The sequence below is a fragment of the Pararhizobium sp. PWRC1-1 genome (assembly GCF_049897905.1).
Classification (GTDB): Bacteria; Pseudomonadota; Alphaproteobacteria; order Rhizobiales; family Rhizobiaceae; genus Pararhizobium.
Genome location: NZ_JAFCXE010000012.1, coordinates 59,367 through 75,967 on the forward strand (window position 1 = coordinate 59,367; position 16,601 = coordinate 75,967).

Sequence of the window (16,601 nt, forward strand, 5' to 3'; positions counted from 1 at the left end):
GTGCTAGCGGTTAAGCTGCTGAAACTAGTTAGTTTACCACCGTAATTCCCGCCTCTGCCTCTGCTGCGAGTGCGTTGAGGTCACGCTTCTTGCCGGCCAGCGATTCTATTGCGGCAATCGCCAAATCCGTGACGATGTAATCCGGCTTGTGGCCCAGATTATGGATGCGCAGCAGTGTCGAGCCTGCAATCTCTTCATGCAGTTGCCGCGAGTGGATCTCCGGCAGGACGACGCGGTCGGCATCGCCGGTGATGATCACGGTCGGGGCCTTGATCTCCTTATAGCGCGGCGAGACCCGCTTTACGTAGTCGAGGAGATTGGCGATATCGATGGCGTTGTTGCGAAAGGCGGCGGGCCTGATCGCCAGGTAGGCGGCCGTGTCCTCGATATAGCTGTCAGGACGCGGATTGGGCGCAAAGACGTATTTGGTCGCCTTGTCGATCGAGGCAAGGCCGATGGGAGGTGCCACGAGTGTGGCAAACAACCAACCGAGCACCGGCGTCTTGGTGACGCGGTAATACCATTCGATGCCGCCAGGCCAGGGGTGGGTGGCCGGGGACAGAAACAGCAGGCCGGCCACCATGTCCTTGTGATTGAGAGCGAAGGTGGCGGCAATCGCGCCACCGAAAGAGTGGCTGACGATGATGGCTTTCTTGATGCCGCGTTTTTTCATCAAGGCAGCGATCGCGTCGGCCTGACCGTCGGGATAGGCATTTTGCGGGCCGCCGCGGTCGGAGAAGCCTAGCCCGGGACGGTCGAGGAACAGCATGTCGGCGCGGCCCTCCAGCTTGCTCCTGAAGGCAACCATCGGGTCGCGCAGATTGGCGCTCGCCCCATGGATGAAAACCAGGGTGGGGAGATCAGCGCTTTTCGCGCGCGGCACGTAGACGCTGTTCATCCGGTAGCCGCCGACATCGATCCGTTCGCCGCTATTGGGATTGTCGCGTTCGAAGGCCGCTGCCTGATAGGAGCTGAAGCCGAACCCTGTGACGAGGGCGGCAAGGAAGAAGGATGCAACGAACAGCATGACTTTCCTGAAAACCAAATTCATCAATCACTCTTCCGCGCGCTTGCCCATCGGCCGGATGGGGCAATCGGCCGAATGGGCCGGTTATCGTCCGATACGAAAAAGAGGGCGCTACGGTTTCGCCGGGCAGGCAGAATTATGTGCGGTCGCCGGCAAGTTTTTCTTCCAGCTCGCCAAGCTGCTCCTGCGCCTTGCGGTCGGCGGGGTAGATGTCGAGGAATTGTTCCCAGGCGCGCAGTGCCAACTCATCCTGCCCAGAGGATGTAAGGATCGCGGCCATCCCGGCAAGCGCTCCGAAATGACGGGGTTCGATCGCCAGCACCTGATTGATGTCGGACATGGACTTGCGGTAGTTGCCCATCTGGTAGTGCAGCGTCGCCCGCTGGTTCCAGCCTTCGATATAGCGCGGGGAGAGGGTAATGACCTGGTCGAAAATATCCAGCGCCGTTGCCTGCCGGTTGGTTTCGACGGCCTTTGATGCCCATTGCATCAGGAGATTGACGGTGGCACTGCCGGAATCCTGCCACTCCACGCGAATCCGGTTGGAAATCTCGCGTGCCTTGTCTTGATCGCGTTCCCGCTTCAATTCGGCAAAGAGAGTATCGAGCCGCTGCTTGGGCGTCGTCAGTTCAGACGCCACCGAGGCCTGGGCTGCATCAGCGGCAAAGGCCGGTAGGGGGCTGGCGATGGATGCAGCCAGCATGCCGCCGAGAATCAAAAATGAAGACATGAGTTTAACCATGGCAGATAAGGTAGTCCGCCATGGCCGAAGATCAAATCAAATTTGAGACATCAAACTGATGAACCGCTTGGAAAGCCGGCTTTGTTGAAAGCAGGCGTATCCGAGCGCACTCAATCCATACGTAGTCGTTCCGAAAGCACAAACTTCCGGCGCGCACGATGGATCAGCCCTGACGGGCCTTGAAGCGCGGGTTCAGCTTGTTGATGATGTAGACGCGACCCTTGCGGCGAACCAGACGGTTTTCGCGGTGACGGGACTTCAGCGACTTAAGCGAATTTTTGATCTTCATTTTTCTGATCCGCAGTTTCGGCGACTTTTGAATTCGCCGGTCTTTAACAATCAAAAGCGCGCTTGCAGACCGTTAAGGCCGAGCGCGCTCTTAGGGTGGCAGGCAAATAACCCGGCATCGTAAACGTGTCAACCGCAGAGAGCCTGTTTTCACGGCGGTTGGCGGCTTTTCTGTGAGTTAAACCCTCAGTCAAGCCAGGTGACATGCCCCATCTTACGCCCCGGCCGCGCTTCCGTCTTGCCATAGAGGTGAACGAGCGTATCGGGCTTGGCAAGCCAGACCGGCAGGTCGTCGATATCGTCGCCGATCAGGTTCTGCATCACGCAGCCGGAATGGCGGGCGCCGTCCGACAGAGCCAGTCCGGTAATGGCGCGGATATGCTGCTCGAATTGCGAGACCACGCAGGCAGCTTCCGTCCAGTGGCCGGAATTGTGGACGCGCGGGGCGATCTCGTTGGCGATCAGCGTGCCATCCGCCAGCACGAAAAACTCGACGCCGATGACGCCGACATAGCCAAGCGCCGAAAGCACCGCCGTGGCTGCAAGGCGGGCTGCCTGTGCCGTTGCCTCGTTGATCGAGGCCGGAACGGTGGATGTGTGGAGAATGCCCTGACGATGGATGTTTTCTGCCGGATCGTAGCAGGCAATGGTGCCATCGGTACCGCGCGCGGCGATGATGGAGATCTCCCGCTCGAAGGCAACGAAGCTTTCGAGAATGCACGGAACGCCGCCGAGCGCCAGATAGGCGCCCGCCGGATCGTCGGCCGCGTTTCGGAACACCCGCTGGCCCTTGCCGTCATAACCGAGGCGACGGGTTTTCAGGACCCCCTTGCCGGAGAAGTCGGCAAGCGCACGCTCAAGATCATCCTGGCTGTCAATCGCGTGAAAACGCGCCGTCTCGATGCCGCAGCCGTTGAGGAACTGTTTTTCCGTCACGCGGTCCTGCGATGTCTCCAGAGCCTTCGGGGGCGGAAAGACCGGCCGGGAGCCTGCAAGACGTTCCGCAGCATCGACGGGAACGTTCTCGAATTCGTAGGTTACGATGTCACATTCGGCAGCAAGCCGTTCCAGCGCCTCCGCGTCGTCATAGGCCGCGACGATCTGACCGTTGGCGACCTGCGCCGCCGGACAGTCGATCTGCGGTTCCAGTATGATGGTGCGGAAATTCAGCCGGGCTGCGGCCATGGCAAGCATGCGGGCGAGCTGGCCGCCACCGATGATGCCGATCGTCCTCATGCCTGGTCCACGGGATATTCGGCAACGGCAGCGCTTTGCTGTTCGCGCCAATCGTCCAGCCGGTCGGCAAGATCGGGATCGCTGAGCGCCAGAACGGCGGCGGCAAGAAGGGCTGCATTGATGGCGCCGGCGCGGCCGATCGCTAAGGTGCCGACGGGAATGCCGGCCGGCATCTGGACGATGGAGAGCAGGCTGTCCTGGCCCGAAAGGGCCTTGGACTGGACGGGGACGCCGAAGACAGGAAGGGGCGTCATCGCCGCCGTCATGCCGGGCAGGTGGGCGGCACCGCCGGCACCGGCGATGATCACCTTGAAGCCCTCGTCGCGGGCGCCTCTGGCAAAATTGATCAGCCTGTCGACCGTGCGGTGCGCCGAAACGATACGGGCATCATAGGCGATGTCGAGGGCGTCGAGCGTGTCGGCGGCATTCTTCATGGTTTCCCAGTCGGACTGGCTACCCATGATGATGGCGACGGGCGGGGTTGCTGCTTTCGTCACGTTGTTCGTTCCGCTTTGTTACAAGGCCGAAGGTCCGGCCGGAGCGTTCGCAGCGTATCCCTGCGGGACACGCAAGGGCTTCAGGCGATGATATCGGGAATGATCATGTCTTCGATCTTGGTGATCTTGTCCTTGATGACCAGCTTCTTCTTCTTCATCCGCTGGATACGCAGGGCATCGCAGCCCGTTTGGATCATCGCATTGATCGCAACATCATAGTCTTCATGTTCCTGCCTCAGCCGCGCTACGCCCAGTCTGAGTTCGGCCTGATCCTGATCTGGCATGCAATGTTCCCCGTCAGCGCCGGCAGCAGATAGTCTGCTATCCGCATGAATCGAGCGTCCTCTAGCACAGAATTGTTGGTAACGGGAAGTTATCCCAATACCAAATCTCGACATTGAGATTTGGTGTCGGCCACGATTTCGCCTTCGACAAATGAAAAATAGCATGGCACACTATCTCGGTTGATACGTGGAACACCCGGCATCTACCGATCGGGTGCAAGCAAAAGGAAGGGACTGCCACATGACCATTGAGGCTCATCTTGCAACGCTTGAGAAAAAACATGGTGTTTTGGAGCAGGAGCTCCACTCGGCCCTGATACAGCCGTCTGTCCAGGATCAGCACATTGCTGACATCAAGCGTCGGAAGCTGCGCTTGAAGGACGAAATTGAGAAGATTCGTTCTTCAACTCACTGATTACAGAAAGCAATCACATTCATCGGGAGACTTGTGTTCCAGCGCATTTGTTGAATTCCGGCAGCCAACTGAACTTTGAAGGCCGGTTTCAAGCGTTGTCGATAGGCGGACTTGGTTGGACATGATGTTCGCCAAAAGCCCGCAAGTATTGAGTTTCCCGATGACTGGCCATTGGCGGCCGCCCCCCTCACGACCAGAACTGATCCAGCCAGAGATTGACCCGGTCAAAGCCCGGCTTGTTGATTGCGTAGATCCGTTTCGTGCCGCTGGCCGACACGGAAACCAGATTTGAATCCAGCAATGCCTTCAGATGCTGCGATACGGCGGGGCGGCTGATCGGCAGTCCTTCGGCCAGCTCGTTGACTGTCCGCGGCGCGCGCCGTAATTCCTCCAGCAGATACCGCCGGTTCGGGTCCGAGATCGCATCGAAGGGATCAGCGTGTGACATGGGCAAAAGCTAGGAGAAATAACGGCTCCCGGCAAGTAAATTGTGCAGTGCGGTAGAGAAATCTTGCCCTGCGGAATGCGGGTTTGGCAGGCGCAATTTCCGCGGTCGATCTGCAGCTTCGTTCCGGTCTTCGCGCTGGCTGATTATGATCCTGCAACAAGGGCGACAATTCCGTCATAGACGAGCTTCGACCCCGCTAGGAATGCCATCGTGTACATGAATGGGTAAAACACCTGCGGCTGCATGCGCCGGACCACCCATGCGCCAGCCATCGTCGCCAGCATCGCGAGCGGAAACAGTGTCAGCGACGTGGTCAGATTACTCAGATCCAACTGCCCGAGCGCGAAATAGGGGATGAGCTTGACGGCGTTGAGGATGGCAAAGAACCGCACGATCGTGCCGGTATATTCGCGCGGCGGCAGTTTCAGCGGCAGAGTGTAGATCTGGAACGGTGGACCGCCAGCATGGGCGACGAAACTGCCGTAACCCGCAAGGCCACCGAAAAATGTCGCCTGCACCGGCCTTTGCGGCTTGGCCGGGGTGATGATGCCCTGCCGCGCCTGCCAGAGATTATAGACATAGCGCAGAACGAACAGAACGGTGATCGCCCCGATGATCAGCCTGAGTGCATCGCGCGCCACATAAGCCGCTGTGGCCCAGCCGATGACGATACCGATCAGCGCGCCCGGCAACAGGATCTTGAGCGTCGTCATGTCGCCATGCTTTCGCCATGTCCACAATGCCACCAGATCCATGGCGATCAGAATCGGTAAAAGAAGGGCTGCTGCCTGTACCGGAGAGACGGCCAGCGATAGAAGCGGCACGCCCATGAGCGAAAGTGCTTCTCCCATGCCGCCTTTGCTGAAGCCGACGAGTAGAACTGCGGGAATGGCGATGGCATAGAATTGAAAATCAGGAAGCATGGGTATCGGTTGATCCTTTTGCCGCTAGGGTCTATCGCTTTTGGAGATCGAAATCGAGTAGGGGTGATGCGCGGCCGCGCATTTCACCGGGAACAGAGACATTATGAGCAATACAGACAATCGCTGCCGCCTCGTCCTCATCGTGCCGGACATCGCCGATGTTGACAGCCGCGTGCAAATCCTGAGCGGCGCGCTGCGCGGCGGCGACGTGGCCTCGGTGATCGTGCCGCAATACGGCCTGGACGATCAAACCTTCCAGAAACATGCCGAAGCCCTGGTGCCGGTGATCCAGGAGGCGGGCGCTGCGGCGCTGGTTGCCGGCGACACGCGGGTTGCAGGCCGGGTCAAGGCCGATGGCCTGCACGTCACCGGCAATGCCGCTGAGCTGGCGGAAGCGATGGAAAAATTCTCGCCCAAGCTGATCGTTGGTGGCGGCAATGCCACCGACCGTCACCACGCGCTGGAAATGGGCGAAATCCGCCCCGATTACGTTTTCTTCGGCAAGGTCGATGGTGACATCAAGCCGGAAGCGCATCCGAAGAATGTGGCGCTGGCCGAATGGTGGGCCTCGATGATCGAAATTCCCTGCATCGTCATGGGTGGTACGGATCCGGAATCGGTGCTTGCCGTCGCCGAGAGCGGAGCCGAATTTGTTGCGTTGCGGCTGGCTGTGTTTGCCGAGCCGGAGCAGGCACCGGCCATCGTTGCGAGCGTCAATGCACTTCTTGACGAAAAAGCGCCACGGTTTGAAGCTTAAGGCATTTGCATGTTGATCCGTCCTTCTCCATCGCTGCGCCGAATTCCTCTCCTTTTGCTGGGAGCTGCCCTTCTGGCCGCGCCATCGGGTCTTCGTGCCGACGATGCGCTGCCGGGCGTCAACGATGCACCGGTTGTCGTTCAGGACGAGAACGACGAGGGCGTCGCTGCCAAGCGCGGCCGTATCACGCCGTTCAACGGCGCAGCACTGCCCGAGGGCGAGATCCCGGCCTTGCAGTCTCCAGAGGACGCCAAGAAGGCGGATGACGAGGCGAAAAAGGCCGATGTCAAAAAGCTGGAGCCTTCGACCGGCGTCAACGTGCTGGAGCGGATGGGTGCCGAACTGCCTGCACTGCCCCAGGAAAAGCCGTTTGAAGGCAAGGCCGACGATGCCTATGGCGCATTTCAGCGTGGCTACTATCTGACGGCGATGGAAATGGCTTTGCCGCGTGCCCAGCTTGGGGATGCGGCAGCGCAGACGCTGGTTGCGGAAATCTTTTCGCAGGGGCTTGGTGTCGCGCGCAACAAGAAGGATGCGGCATTCTGGTATGGTCAGGCGGCCAATTCCGGCGATCCGGCGGCCATGTTCAAATACGCGCTGCTGTTGATGGAAGGCCGCGATGTTACCCGCGACAAGAAGAAGTCGGAAGAGCTGATGAAGAAGGCTGCCGATCTCGGCAATTCCTCCGCCCAGTTTAATTACGGTCAGCTGCTGGTCGCCGACATGCCGGGCGAAAAGGGCCTGAAGGCAGCGCTGCCCTATTATGAGAAGTCGGCCGAACAGGGGATTGCGGATGCGCAATATGCCCTGTCGCAGATCTATCTGAATGTCGATGGCATCGATGACAACAAGCGGGCGACGGCGCGCGACTGGTTGCTCAGGGCCGCGAAGGCCGGGTTCGATACCGCCCAGCTCGATCTTGCCATCTGGATGGTCGATGGCATCGGCGGCGACCGCAATCTCGAGGAAGGCTTCAAGTGGATGTCGCGCGCCGCCGGCGGCGGCAATGTCGTGGCGCAGAACAAGCTCTCGCATCTCTATGTCAATGCGATCGGTACGCGGCCTGATCCGATCGAGGCGGCGAAATGGTATGTATTGTCGCGCCGGGCCGGGCTGAAGGATGCCGCTCTTGAGGATTTCTATCTGGGGCTGACGGATGAACAGCAGAAGGCAGCGTTGAGTGCCGCCAACAAATACCGCTCATCCTGATCCTGTTTTTGCTGCAAGACTTGAACTTTCGGGGGTTTTGTGGTCTTGAAGCGCCGGATTGGCTGGCCGTAGGGGCGGCTCCGAGTTCTTTAGGGAATGCTCCCCATGAAAATCAACGGCAATGAAATTCGCCCCGGCAGCGTGGTAGAGCACAATGGCGGTCTTTGGGCTGCCGTGAAGTGCACGACCGTCAAGCCCGGCAAGGGTGGTGCTTTCAATCAGGTCGAACTGAAGAACCTGATCGATGGCACCAAGCTGAACGAGCGTTTTCGTTCATCGGAAACCGTTGAGCTGGTCAGCCTTGAACTGAAAGACTTCCAGTTCCTCTATGAACAGGGCGATGCGCTGGTGTTCATGGACAATGAGAGCTATGAACAGCTGGAATTGCAGAAGGATTTCGTCGGCGATCGCGCCACCTTCCTGCAGGACGGCATGATGGTGACGGTGAAGCTTTACGACGAGAAGCCGATCGGCATCTCGCTGCCGGACCAAGTGGTTCTGACGATCGCGGAAGCCGATCCGGTGGTGAAGGGGCAGACGGCAGCGTCCTCCTACAAGCCGGCGATCATGGAAAATGGCGTTCGCGTCATGGTTCCGCCGTTCGTCGCGACTGGAGAGCGTATTCTGGTCGATACCAATGAAATTACCTATCTCCGCCGCGCGGACTGATCCGCAGCGGCACATCTGAATTTCTCCGGCCGTTCCTGCGGCCGGTTTTCTGTTTCGAAGGAAAAGCCAAAATGGCACGCTCAGCTCTTCTCAATGTCATGGTTCAGGCCGCGTTCAAGGCCGGCAAGTCCCTGGCGCGCGATTTCGGTGAAGTGCAGAACCTGCAGGTCTCGCTGAAAGGCCCCGGCGATTACGTTTCGCAGGCCGACCGCAAGGCGGAAAAACTTCTCCGCGAAGAGCTGATGAAGGCCCGCCCGACCTATGGCTTCCTCGGTGAGGAAAGCGAAGAGATCATCGGCACCGATGGTGCGCATCGCTGGATCGTCGATCCGCTGGACGGCACGACAAACTTCCTTCACGGCATTCCGCATTTCGCGATTTCGGTGGCGCTTGAGCGTCAGGGCGAAGTTGTCGCCGCTGTGATGCTCAATCCGGCGACCGACGAACTCTATACGGCAGAGCGTGGCGGCGGAGCCTTCCTCAACGATCGCCGCCTGCGCGTCGCGGCCCGCAAGAACCTCTCGGATGCCGTGATTGGCACCGGCACACCGCATCTGGGCGTTGCCAACCATGGCACCTATCTGGTCGAACTGCGCCATGTCATGGGCGAAGTTGCTGGCGTTCGCCGCATGGGCGCTGCCTCGCTTGATCTGGCCTATGTCGCGGCCGGTCGGTTTGATGGTTTCTGGGAGCGCGGCCTGATGCCGTGGGATCTGGCTGCGGGCATCCTTATGATTCGCGAAGCCGGCGGCTGGGTTGCCGATATCGACGGCGGCAACAAGCCGATGGACGACGGCTCCATCGTTGCGGGCAACGAATATATCCGCAAGGCGCTGCATGACGTGCTGCACCGTCCTATTCCGGGCAAGTAGGCAGAGATTGGTCTGAACGGGCGGCTGTTTCATCCTGTTGATGTTGCCCGTTGTTTCCCCTTCAATTTGGCGCAAACTTCCTCTAGTCTCCCCCCAGCGTCGCCCTACCTCTTTTGGAGGTATGGTTGCAGCACTGGCAAACCGGAGAGTAGAGCCTCATGGCGAAATTGGAACTGTCGGGATGGGATGCCGGCGGAGGTTTGAGCGAGGGGTATAATCCCAACAAGCTATCGAGCCCGATGGTCTTCTTCTGGACCATGGTGATCTTTCTGATCATCATCGGCTTTCTTGGGGCAATCCTGTTTCGCCAGGCACAGGCCGCTTTTCTCAGCAATCCCGGCCTGAACGGCCTGATTTTCGGCGTTCTGCTGATCGGGATCCTGCTGGTCTTCAATCACGTGTTCAGCCTGCGGCCCGAAGTTCGCTGGTTCAATTCCTTCCGTGCTGCCGGCAGTGCCGAGAAGGTCGGGCGCGACCCGGTGCTTCTGGCTCCGATGCGGGCGCTGATCGGCCAGCGCCATTCGATGTCGATCTCGACGACGGCACTGCGCTCCATTCTCGATTCGATCGCCACCCGGCTCGACGAATCACGCGATACGTCGCGATACCTGATCGGCCTTTTGGTCTTCCTTGGTCTGCTCGGCACGTTCTGGGGTCTGCTTGGCACGATCGGTTCCATCAATACCGTTATTCAGTCGCTCGACGCCGGGAGCGGAAGCACCGAGGATGTCCTTGCTGCGTTGAAGACCGGCCTGTCTGCGCCTTTGACCGGCATGGGCACGGCGTTCTCGACATCGCTCTTTGGCCTGTCCGGATCGCTGATCCTCGGCTTTCTCGATCTTCAGGCCGGCCGCGCGCAAAACCGTTTCTATACCGAACTTGAAAACTGGTTGTCGTCGGTGACTGATGTCAGCTCCGACCAGACGTCCGCGCTTGGTAAGCCGCTTGCGGCACCGGTTGAGGAATTGCGCCAATTGACCGAACAATTGGCGCGCCTCAATCAGGACGGGGGCATGAACCAGCGCACAACGGCGGCGATGGCAAGCCTCGCGGAAGGCATTCAAGGCTTGGTCAAGAACATGCGCGGCGAACAGCAGATGTTGCGCGACTGGATCGAAGCGCAGCAGGAAGAGGCAAAATCGATGCGCAAGACGCTCGACAAGCTTTCCGCCCGTATCGGCCAGGCGGACAAAATCCCGGTGCATCCGGACAGAACACCACCCAAGCTTGCCCGCGTTGAAGACACCGGAGGGAATGACTGATGGCACTGGCGCGCAAGGGCCGCAGCCAGAGGACCGTCGATTACTGGCCGGGTTTTGTCGATGCCCTGTCGACGCTGCTTTTGTCGATCATGTTCCTGCTTTGCGTGTTTGTGCTTGGGCAGTTTCTGCTCAGCCGCGAAATCAGCGGCAAGGATGATGTGCTCAACCGGCTGAACAGCCAGATCAACGAACTCACCCAACTTCTGGCACTGGAGACAGGCGGCAAGCAGGATCTCGAGGATTCGCTGGCCAATCTGCAGGCCTCGCTTGCGACCTCCGAGGGCGAGCGCTCGCGGCTGCAAGCGCTGCTGGAGCAGGGTGCGGGCAGTTCCGATAGCGCAAACCAGCAGATCGGCGACCTGACGGGCAAGCTTAATGCGGAAAAACAGGTCAGCACCCGGGCCATGAGCCAGATCGATCTGCTGAACCAGCAGATTGCAGCACTGCGCAGCCAGATCGCTGCCATCGAAGGTGCGCTGCAGGCATCCGAGGCCAAGGACAATGCCTCGCAGACGAAGATCTCCGATCTTGGCCGCCGGCTGAACGTGGCGCTGGCGCAGCGAGTGCAGGAACTCAACCGCTATCGTTCCGACTTTTTCGGCCGTCTGCGTGAAATCCTCTCCGACCGCGAAAATATCCGCATCGTCGGCGACCGTTTCGTTTTCCAGTCGGAAGTTCTGTTTCCGTCAGGCGGCAATGAACTCAACCCGGCAGGGCAGGAAGAGATGGGCAAGCTTGCCTCGGCTGTGCTTGACCTCGCCAAGGAAATTCCCGCCGAGATCAATTGGGTGCTGCGCGTCGACGGCCATACCGACAACGTGCCGTTGTCCGGCACGGGCCGCTATGTCGACAACTGGGAGCTTTCTTCTGCCCGTGCGACGTCGGTCGTCAAATTCCTGATTTCCAAAGGCGTTCCCGCCAACCGTCTGGTTGCCGCCGGCTTTGGCGAATTCCAGCCGATTGCCGAGGGCGAAACTCCGGAAGCGCGGTCGCAGAACCGCCGTATCGAGTTGAAGCTCACGGAGAAGTAAAGGGCGCCGCCGCCTTTTGACACGGCGGTCATCCATTCACTACCGAGGACTTTCCGGGCGTGTTCCCCGTTGCCCTGACGTTTACGTGTGCGTAATGTTCAGGTGGGTGGAATTGCAGGAGGGTGCCGATGGATTGTGATGTTCTGGTTATCGGGGCGGGGCTTGCGGGTCTCGTGACCGCGGTGGAGGCCGCCGATCGCGGCCTGCGGGTCATCGTTCTCGATCAGGAAGGCGAACAGAACCTCGGCGGGCAGGCTTTCTGGTCGCTCGGCGGACTATTTTTTGTCGATAGTCCGGAGCAACGGCGCATGCGCATTGGCGACACGCTCGATCTGGCCCGCCAGGACTGGATGGGGTCGGCGCAGTTTGATCGTCCGGAAGATTTCTGGCCGCGCCGCTGGGCGGAGGCCTATCTCGATTTCGCGGCACATGAAAAGCGCGCCTGGCTGCACAGTCAGGGCATGCGCTGGTTTCCGGTGGTCGGCTGGGCAGAGCGCGGGGGCGGCCTGGCTGATGGCCACGGAAATTCGGTGCCGCGCTTCCATGTGACATGGGGAACGGGACCGGGCGTTTTGGCGCCGTTCATTGCGCGGGCACGGGCGCTGGAGGCGAGGGGGCGCATTCGCTTCCGCTTTCGCCATCAGGTCGACGAACTGATCATGAGCAATGGCACTGTGACTGGTGCGCGCGGCTCGGTTCTCAAAAATGACGGCGTGCCGCGTGGCCAGCGCAGTTCGCGAGAGGTTGTCGATGAGTTCTGGTTCGAGGCTGGCGCCGTCGTCGTCTCGTCGGGCGGGATTGGTGGCAATCACGATATGGTGCGGCGCCAATGGCCGGTCGATCGCTTAGGCCCGCCACCGAACTTCATGGTCAGCGGCGTGCCTGATTACGTCGATGGCCGGATGGTGGAAATTGCCGAGCATGCGCGCGGATCGGTGATCAACAAGGATCGCATGTGGCACTATACCGAAGGTCTCAGAAACTTCGATCCGGTCTGGACGAACCACGGCATTCGCATCCTGCCCGGGCCATCCTCGTTCTGGTGCGATGCCGACGGCAACCGGTTTGCAGCACCTGCCATGCCGGGCTTCGATACGCTCGGCACCTTGAAAGCGATCCGCAAAACCGGGGCCGACTACAGCTGGTTCATCCTGACCAAGGCGATCATCAAGAAGGAGTTTGCGCTGTCCGGTTCCGAACAGAACCCGGATCTGACCAACAAGGATATTCCACAGCTCTTGAAGCGGCTCGGCAAGAACCCGCCCGGCCCGGTGCAGGCGTTCATGGACAAGGGCGAGGATTTTATCGTGCGCGACAGGCTGGAGGATCTGGTCGAGGCGATGAATACGCTGAGTGGCGAGGGGCGGCTTTCGCTGGAGCATTTGCGCGGCCAGATCAAGGCGCGGGATCGCGAGATCGACAACCCGTTTTCCAAGGATGCCCAGATCACCGCTATCCGTGGAGCGCGCAATTACCTCGGTGACAGGCTGATGCGGACAGCGAAGCCGCATCGGCTGCTCGATCCGAAAGCGGGGCCGCTGATCGCCGTGCGGCTGAATATCCTGACCCGGAAAACATTGGGGGGCCTGCAGACCGATCTGAATGGCCGGGTGTTGGAGCTGTCGGGCGAGCCGGTTCCGGGGCTCTATGCAGCCGGCGAAGTCGCCGGTTTCGGCGGCGGCGGCATGCATGGCTATAATGCGTTGGAAGGCACGTTTCTCGGCGGCTGCCTGTTTTCGGGACGCATTGCGGGGCGCAGCGTCGGCACCTGATCGGCACGTGGAAAACGCTCCCCGGACTGACCGGGGAGCGGCTTATGATCAGTCCAACTGGACGTTGGCGTCCTTGACGACCGGACCCCATTTGGCCAGCTCGGCCGTGACATGAGTGGCTAGCTCTTCCGGCGTCGATGCGACGATGGTAGCGCTGAAATCCTTCATTTTTTCGGCTACGGTCGGATCCGCGAGGGCCTTCTTGGCAGCAGCATTCAGCCGGTCGATGGCTTCCTTTGGCGTTCCCGCTGGGGCAAACAGCGCATTCCAGGTATAGGTCTCGTAGCCGGGTATGGTCTCGGCGATGGTCGGCACGTCCGGGAAGGACGCCGCGCGTTCTTTCGTCGTTACGGCAAGCGCCCGCAACGTACCGGACTTGATATGGCCGGAGGACGAGGGCAGGTTGTCGAACATGATCGGCACTTGATTGCCAATGACATCGTTCAGCGCCGGGCCTGCTCCCTTGTAGGGAACATGCTGCATGCTGACATCAGCCATTTTCTTGAACAGTTCGCCGGAGAGATGCAGCGGCGTGCCGTTGCCGGAAGAGGCATAGGAATATTGCTCCGGGGCGGCCTTCAGCAGAGCGACGAGTTCCGCGACGTTCTTGGCCGGCAGTTCCGGATTGACGACGAGCACGTTGGGCACCAGCACCAGCAGCGAGACCGGAGCGAAATCCTTTTCCGGATCGTAGGGCTTGGTCTTCAGGATCAGCGGATTGAGCGCGTGGGTCGCGACCGTTCCCATCAGGATGGTGTAGCCATCTGGCTCAGCCCGTGCCACCCGGTCGGCGCCGAGATTGCCGCCGGCACCGGCAACGTTTTCAACGACGACCTGCTGGCCGAGATCGTCCGACATTTTCTGCCCGATGATGCGGGCAACGACGTCGGTCGAGCCGCCGGCTGCAAACGGTACCACGAGGGTGACCGGCCGATCGGGGAATTCCTGTGCTTGCGCTGCAGTGCCAAGCGCAAGTGCTGACGCTGCCACCATCGCAAGAGCAAGTGCAGTGCGTCGCTTCAACAAAGATAAAGCCATTCAAATCTCCTCCCAAAGACGTTGCTGTCTGGAAAACGGCTCAAACCGTTTCTGCCTCCAACAATAGCGCCGGAGGCCCGCAGGGCAACCTTGGACGAGAGATTAACCGTTAAGCGCGTCAGCCGAGCGTAACGACCTTGCCTGGTTCCGGAGCATCATAGTCGAACTGCAACCGGGCGAGCTTGGCATAAAGGCCGCCCTGGCGCACGAGGGAAGCGTGCGTGCCTTCCTCGACGATCTTGCCCTGATCCATGACGAGGATGCGGTCGGCCTTCAGAACGGTTGCCAGCCGATGGGCGATGACCAGCGTCGTGCGTTCGCGCATCAGGCCATCCAAAGCCTTCTGGACAAGTGTTTCGCTCTCGGCGTCGAGCGCGGAGGTCGCCTCGTCGAGCAGCAGCACCGGGGCGTCCTTCAGGATAGCGCGGGCAATGGCGATGCGCTGCCGCTGGCCGCCCGACAGCGTGATGCCGCGTTCGCCCACCTGTGTGTCGTAGCCCTGATCGAGCCTGGCGATGAATTCATCGGCCTGGGCAGCAACGGCCGCGGCTTTCACCATGTCACGCGATGCCGATGGCATGCCGAAGGCGATGTTGTCATGGATCGAGGCGGCAAAGATCGTCACGTCCTGCGGCACGATGGCGATGCGGCGGCGCAGCGCCTCCGGATCGACGGCGCGGATATCAGCGCCATCGACGGAAATTGCGCCCTTGACCGGATCGTAGAAGCGCAGAAGCAGCGAGAACACCGTGCTCTTGCCCGCACCCGACGGGCCGACGATCGCAACCGTCTCGCCGGGCTTGACGGCAAAGCTCAGGCCCTTGACGCTCTTGTAGCCCGGCCGCGACGGATAGGCGAAGTGCACGTCGTCAAAGCTTACCGCACCCTGTGCCGGTTCCGGCATCGGCAGTGGATTGGCCGGCGCGGTGATCTCAGGCTGTTCGACCAGCAATTCGCTGAGGCGCTCGGCGGCGCCAGCTGCCTGGGAAAGTTCGCCCCAGACTTCCGAAAGTGCGCCGAGACTGCCTGCGGCAAAGACAGAATAAAGCAGGAACTGGCCGAGCGTGCCGGCCGAAAGGGCGCCGGACAGCACATCCTGTGCGCCGAACCACAGGACGGCGACAACGCTGCCAAAGATCATGGTGATGGCAAAGGCTGTGAGGATGGAGCGGGCCTTGATGGCGGAGCGCGCTGCCTCATAGGCGCTTTCGACGGAGCTGCCGTAGCGGGCCTGCGCTGCCGCTTCGCCATTGAAGGCCTGAACGGTGCGGGCGGCGGAGATTGCTTCACCGGCATAGGCCGAGGCGCTGGCCAGCGTATCCTGTGCTTCACGCGACCGGCGCCGTACCGAGCGGCCGAAACCCACCAGCGGGAAGACGATGACGGGGATTGCTGCGATCACCAGGCTCGACAGTTTCGGGCTGGTATAGACCATCATGCCGATGGCCCCGAGACACAGGATGATGTTGCGTAGCGCAACGGACGCCGTTGCGCCGACAGCGGATTTGATCTGCGTCGTATCGGCGGTCAGCCGCGAAACGATCTCGCCGGACTGATTGACGTCGAAGAAGGATGGGGAAAGCCGGGTGATATGATCGAACACGTCGCGGCGCAGATCAGCGACGATGCGCTCGCCGAGCGTGATGACGAAATAATAGCGGCAGGCACTCGCCAAAGCCAGAATGATCGCCAGGATCATCAGCATCGAGAAGTAGGTGTTGATGAAACCGGAATCGGAATTGGAGAAGCCGTGGTCGATCATCCGGCGCACGGCCATCGGCAGCGTCAAGGTGGTCACGGCTGCGGCGACCAGCGAAATGCCGGCGCCTATGACGAGATTGCGATAGCGCTGGATATACGGCAGCAGCTTGACCAGCGGGCGGACTGACTTTCGCTCCGCCGGTTGAACGACCTCATTCGACACATGACCTCCAATACCGGAAGAAGCTTACAAAACTCGCATGAGTCTTCTCCGGCGGTACTTGTTATCCTAATGACCATCATGTATAGGCACGGCATCAAATTGGGAAGCCGTGGTCCCTTGAGTGGTCTTCGGCATCATTTACGTGTTCGGTCCTCATGCCGCAATGGCCCGCTAATGGCTTGCGACAATTGGACCCTGGAACTTGCA

The 16,601-nt window shown here is 60.2% G+C and carries 18 protein-coding genes; 8 read left to right on the forward strand and 10 right to left on the reverse strand.

The genetic code is table 11. From position 1 onward, the window contains the following. Window positions 1-28 precede the first annotated feature (28 nt). From ACP7E0_RS18775 to ACP7E0_RS18800, 6 genes are all read right to left on the reverse strand, one after another. A complete protein-coding gene (locus ACP7E0_RS18775; protein WP_426126790.1) occupies window positions 29-1,051 on the reverse strand; it encodes an alpha/beta fold hydrolase in 1,023 nt (340 codons plus the stop codon). Between the two features lie 112 nt (window positions 1,052-1,163). Further along, window positions 1,164-1,757, reverse strand: a complete 594-nt coding sequence (locus tag ACP7E0_RS18780; RefSeq protein ID WP_426126791.1) for a tetratricopeptide repeat protein — start codon at window positions 1,755-1,757, stop codon at window positions 1,164-1,166. Window positions 1,758-1,932: 175 nt separating this feature from the next. After that, entirely contained in the window at window positions 1,933-2,058 is a 126-nt protein-coding gene (gene ykgO, locus ACP7E0_RS18785) for a type B 50S ribosomal protein L36 (protein ID WP_113242037.1), read from the reverse strand. Window positions 2,059-2,243: 185 nt separating this feature from the next. Further along, window positions 2,244-3,293: a 5-(carboxyamino)imidazole ribonucleotide synthase gene (locus tag ACP7E0_RS18790; RefSeq protein WP_426126794.1), complete on the reverse strand. Its 1,050-nt coding sequence runs from the start codon at window positions 3,291-3,293 to the stop codon at window positions 2,244-2,246. After that, entirely contained in the window at window positions 3,290-3,754 is a 465-nt protein-coding gene (purE, locus tag ACP7E0_RS18795; RefSeq protein ID WP_113242139.1) for a 5-(carboxyamino)imidazole ribonucleotide mutase, read from the reverse strand. The genes ACP7E0_RS18790 and purE overlap by 4 nt, the downstream gene beginning before the upstream one ends. A gap of 116 nt (window positions 3,755-3,870) precedes the next feature. Next, on the reverse strand, window positions 3,871-4,074 hold the full coding sequence (locus ACP7E0_RS18800; protein ID WP_426126796.1) for a YdcH family protein: 204 nt from the start codon (window positions 4,072-4,074) through the stop codon (window positions 3,871-3,873). 241 nt (window positions 4,075-4,315) lie between these two features. On the opposite strand from ACP7E0_RS18800, the gene ACP7E0_RS18805 reads away from it, so the two are divergent. Beyond that, window positions 4,316-4,489, forward strand: a complete 174-nt coding sequence (locus ACP7E0_RS18805) for a DUF465 domain-containing protein (protein WP_113317103.1) — start codon at window positions 4,316-4,318, stop codon at window positions 4,487-4,489. A gap of 187 nt (window positions 4,490-4,676) precedes the next feature. Here ACP7E0_RS18805 and ACP7E0_RS18810 read toward each other — a convergent pair whose 3' ends face one another. Continuing rightward, a complete protein-coding gene (locus tag ACP7E0_RS18810) occupies window positions 4,677-4,937 on the reverse strand; it encodes an ArsR/SmtB family transcription factor (RefSeq protein ID WP_037099983.1) in 261 nt (86 codons plus the stop codon). A 143-nt stretch (window positions 4,938-5,080) separates the two neighbouring features. Further along, window positions 5,081-5,860: a sulfite exporter TauE/SafE family protein gene (locus ACP7E0_RS18815; protein ID WP_426126798.1), complete on the reverse strand. Its 780-nt coding sequence runs from the start codon at window positions 5,858-5,860 to the stop codon at window positions 5,081-5,083. A gap of 103 nt (window positions 5,861-5,963) precedes the next feature. Here ACP7E0_RS18815 and ACP7E0_RS18820 point away from each other — a divergent pair, with 103 nt between their 5' ends. The 7 genes from ACP7E0_RS18820 (at window position 5,964) to ACP7E0_RS18850 (ending at window position 13,432) form a co-directional block, all read left to right on the forward strand. Beyond that, window positions 5,964-6,617, forward strand: coding sequence for a thiamine phosphate synthase (locus tag ACP7E0_RS18820; RefSeq protein WP_426126800.1), 654 nt, complete (start codon window positions 5,964-5,966; stop codon window positions 6,615-6,617). A gap of 9 nt (window positions 6,618-6,626) precedes the next feature. Next, entirely contained in the window at window positions 6,627-7,826 is a 1,200-nt protein-coding gene (locus ACP7E0_RS18825; RefSeq protein WP_426126802.1) for a tetratricopeptide repeat protein, read from the forward strand. A gap of 105 nt (window positions 7,827-7,931) precedes the next feature. Continuing rightward, the gene (gene efp / locus ACP7E0_RS18830; protein ID WP_426126804.1) at window positions 7,932-8,495 is read left to right on the forward strand and encodes an elongation factor P; all 564 of its coding nucleotides are present in this window, start codon (window positions 7,932-7,934) and stop codon (window positions 8,493-8,495) included. A 71-nt stretch (window positions 8,496-8,566) separates the two neighbouring features. Continuing rightward, entirely contained in the window at window positions 8,567-9,367 is an 801-nt protein-coding gene (locus ACP7E0_RS18835; protein WP_113317109.1) for an inositol monophosphatase family protein, read from the forward strand. 158 nt (window positions 9,368-9,525) lie between these two features. Further along, the gene (locus tag ACP7E0_RS18840) at window positions 9,526-10,629 is read left to right on the forward strand and encodes a MotA/TolQ/ExbB proton channel family protein (protein WP_426126806.1); all 1,104 of its coding nucleotides are present in this window, start codon (window positions 9,526-9,528) and stop codon (window positions 10,627-10,629) included. Further along, window positions 10,629-11,660 (forward strand): peptidoglycan -binding protein, encoded by a 1,032-nt coding sequence (locus tag ACP7E0_RS18845; RefSeq protein ID WP_426126807.1) that lies wholly within the window; start codon window positions 10,629-10,631, stop codon window positions 11,658-11,660. Before ACP7E0_RS18840 ends, ACP7E0_RS18845 begins: the two co-directional genes overlap by 1 nt. 128 nt (window positions 11,661-11,788) lie before the next feature. Then, window positions 11,789-13,432: an FAD-binding dehydrogenase gene (locus ACP7E0_RS18850; protein ID WP_426126809.1), complete on the forward strand. Its 1,644-nt coding sequence runs from the start codon at window positions 11,789-11,791 to the stop codon at window positions 13,430-13,432. A 48-nt stretch (window positions 13,433-13,480) separates the two neighbouring features. On the opposite strand, the gene ACP7E0_RS18855 is transcribed toward ACP7E0_RS18850, so the two are convergent. Then, window positions 13,481-14,470 (reverse strand): Bug family tripartite tricarboxylate transporter substrate binding protein, encoded by a 990-nt coding sequence (locus ACP7E0_RS18855; protein ID WP_426126811.1) that lies wholly within the window; start codon window positions 14,468-14,470, stop codon window positions 13,481-13,483. A gap of 118 nt (window positions 14,471-14,588) precedes the next feature. Then, the gene (locus ACP7E0_RS18860) at window positions 14,589-16,394 is read right to left on the reverse strand and encodes an ABC transporter ATP-binding protein/permease (protein WP_426126813.1); all 1,806 of its coding nucleotides are present in this window, start codon (window positions 16,392-16,394) and stop codon (window positions 14,589-14,591) included. Between the last annotated feature and the right edge of the window lie 207 nt (window positions 16,395-16,601).

Excerpts from the sequence above, each read along its gene's own strand:
- ACP7E0_RS18775 (WP_426126790.1), bottom strand. The coding sequence starts at position 1,051 with ATGAATTTGGTTTTCAGGAAAGTCATGCTGTTCGTTGCATCCTTCTTC.
- ACP7E0_RS18780 (WP_426126791.1), bottom strand. The coding sequence starts at position 1,757 with ATGTCTTCATTTTTGATTCTCGGCGGCATGCTGGCTGCATCCATCGCC.
- ykgO (WP_113242037.1), bottom strand. The coding sequence starts at position 2,058 with ATGAAGATCAAAAATTCGCTTAAGTCGCTGAAGTCCCGTCACCGCGAA.
- ACP7E0_RS18790 (WP_426126794.1), bottom strand. The coding sequence starts at position 3,293 with ATGAGGACGATCGGCATCATCGGTGGCGGCCAGCTCGCCCGCATGCTT.
- purE (WP_113242139.1), bottom strand. The coding sequence starts at position 3,754 with ATGGGTAGCCAGTCCGACTGGGAAACCATGAAGAATGCCGCCGACACG.
- ACP7E0_RS18800 (WP_426126796.1), bottom strand. The coding sequence starts at position 4,074 with ATGCCAGATCAGGATCAGGCCGAACTCAGACTGGGCGTAGCGCGGCTG.
- ACP7E0_RS18805 (WP_113317103.1), top strand. The coding sequence starts at position 4,316 with ATGACCATTGAGGCTCATCTTGCAACGCTTGAGAAAAAACATGGTGTT.
- ACP7E0_RS18810 (WP_037099983.1), bottom strand. The coding sequence starts at position 4,937 with ATGTCACACGCTGATCCCTTCGATGCGATCTCGGACCCGAACCGGCGG.
- ACP7E0_RS18815 (WP_426126798.1), bottom strand. The coding sequence starts at position 5,860 with ATGCTTCCTGATTTTCAATTCTATGCCATCGCCATTCCCGCAGTTCTA.
- ACP7E0_RS18820 (WP_426126800.1), top strand. The coding sequence starts at position 5,964 with ATGAGCAATACAGACAATCGCTGCCGCCTCGTCCTCATCGTGCCGGAC.
- ACP7E0_RS18825 (WP_426126802.1), top strand. The coding sequence starts at position 6,627 with ATGTTGATCCGTCCTTCTCCATCGCTGCGCCGAATTCCTCTCCTTTTG.
- efp (WP_426126804.1), top strand. The coding sequence starts at position 7,932 with ATGAAAATCAACGGCAATGAAATTCGCCCCGGCAGCGTGGTAGAGCAC.
- ACP7E0_RS18835 (WP_113317109.1), top strand. The coding sequence starts at position 8,567 with ATGGCACGCTCAGCTCTTCTCAATGTCATGGTTCAGGCCGCGTTCAAG.
- ACP7E0_RS18840 (WP_426126806.1), top strand. The coding sequence starts at position 9,526 with ATGGCGAAATTGGAACTGTCGGGATGGGATGCCGGCGGAGGTTTGAGC.
- ACP7E0_RS18845 (WP_426126807.1), top strand. The coding sequence starts at position 10,629 with ATGGCACTGGCGCGCAAGGGCCGCAGCCAGAGGACCGTCGATTACTGG.
- ACP7E0_RS18850 (WP_426126809.1), top strand. The coding sequence starts at position 11,789 with ATGGATTGTGATGTTCTGGTTATCGGGGCGGGGCTTGCGGGTCTCGTG.
- ACP7E0_RS18855 (WP_426126811.1), bottom strand. The coding sequence starts at position 14,470 with ATGGCTTTATCTTTGTTGAAGCGACGCACTGCACTTGCTCTTGCGATG.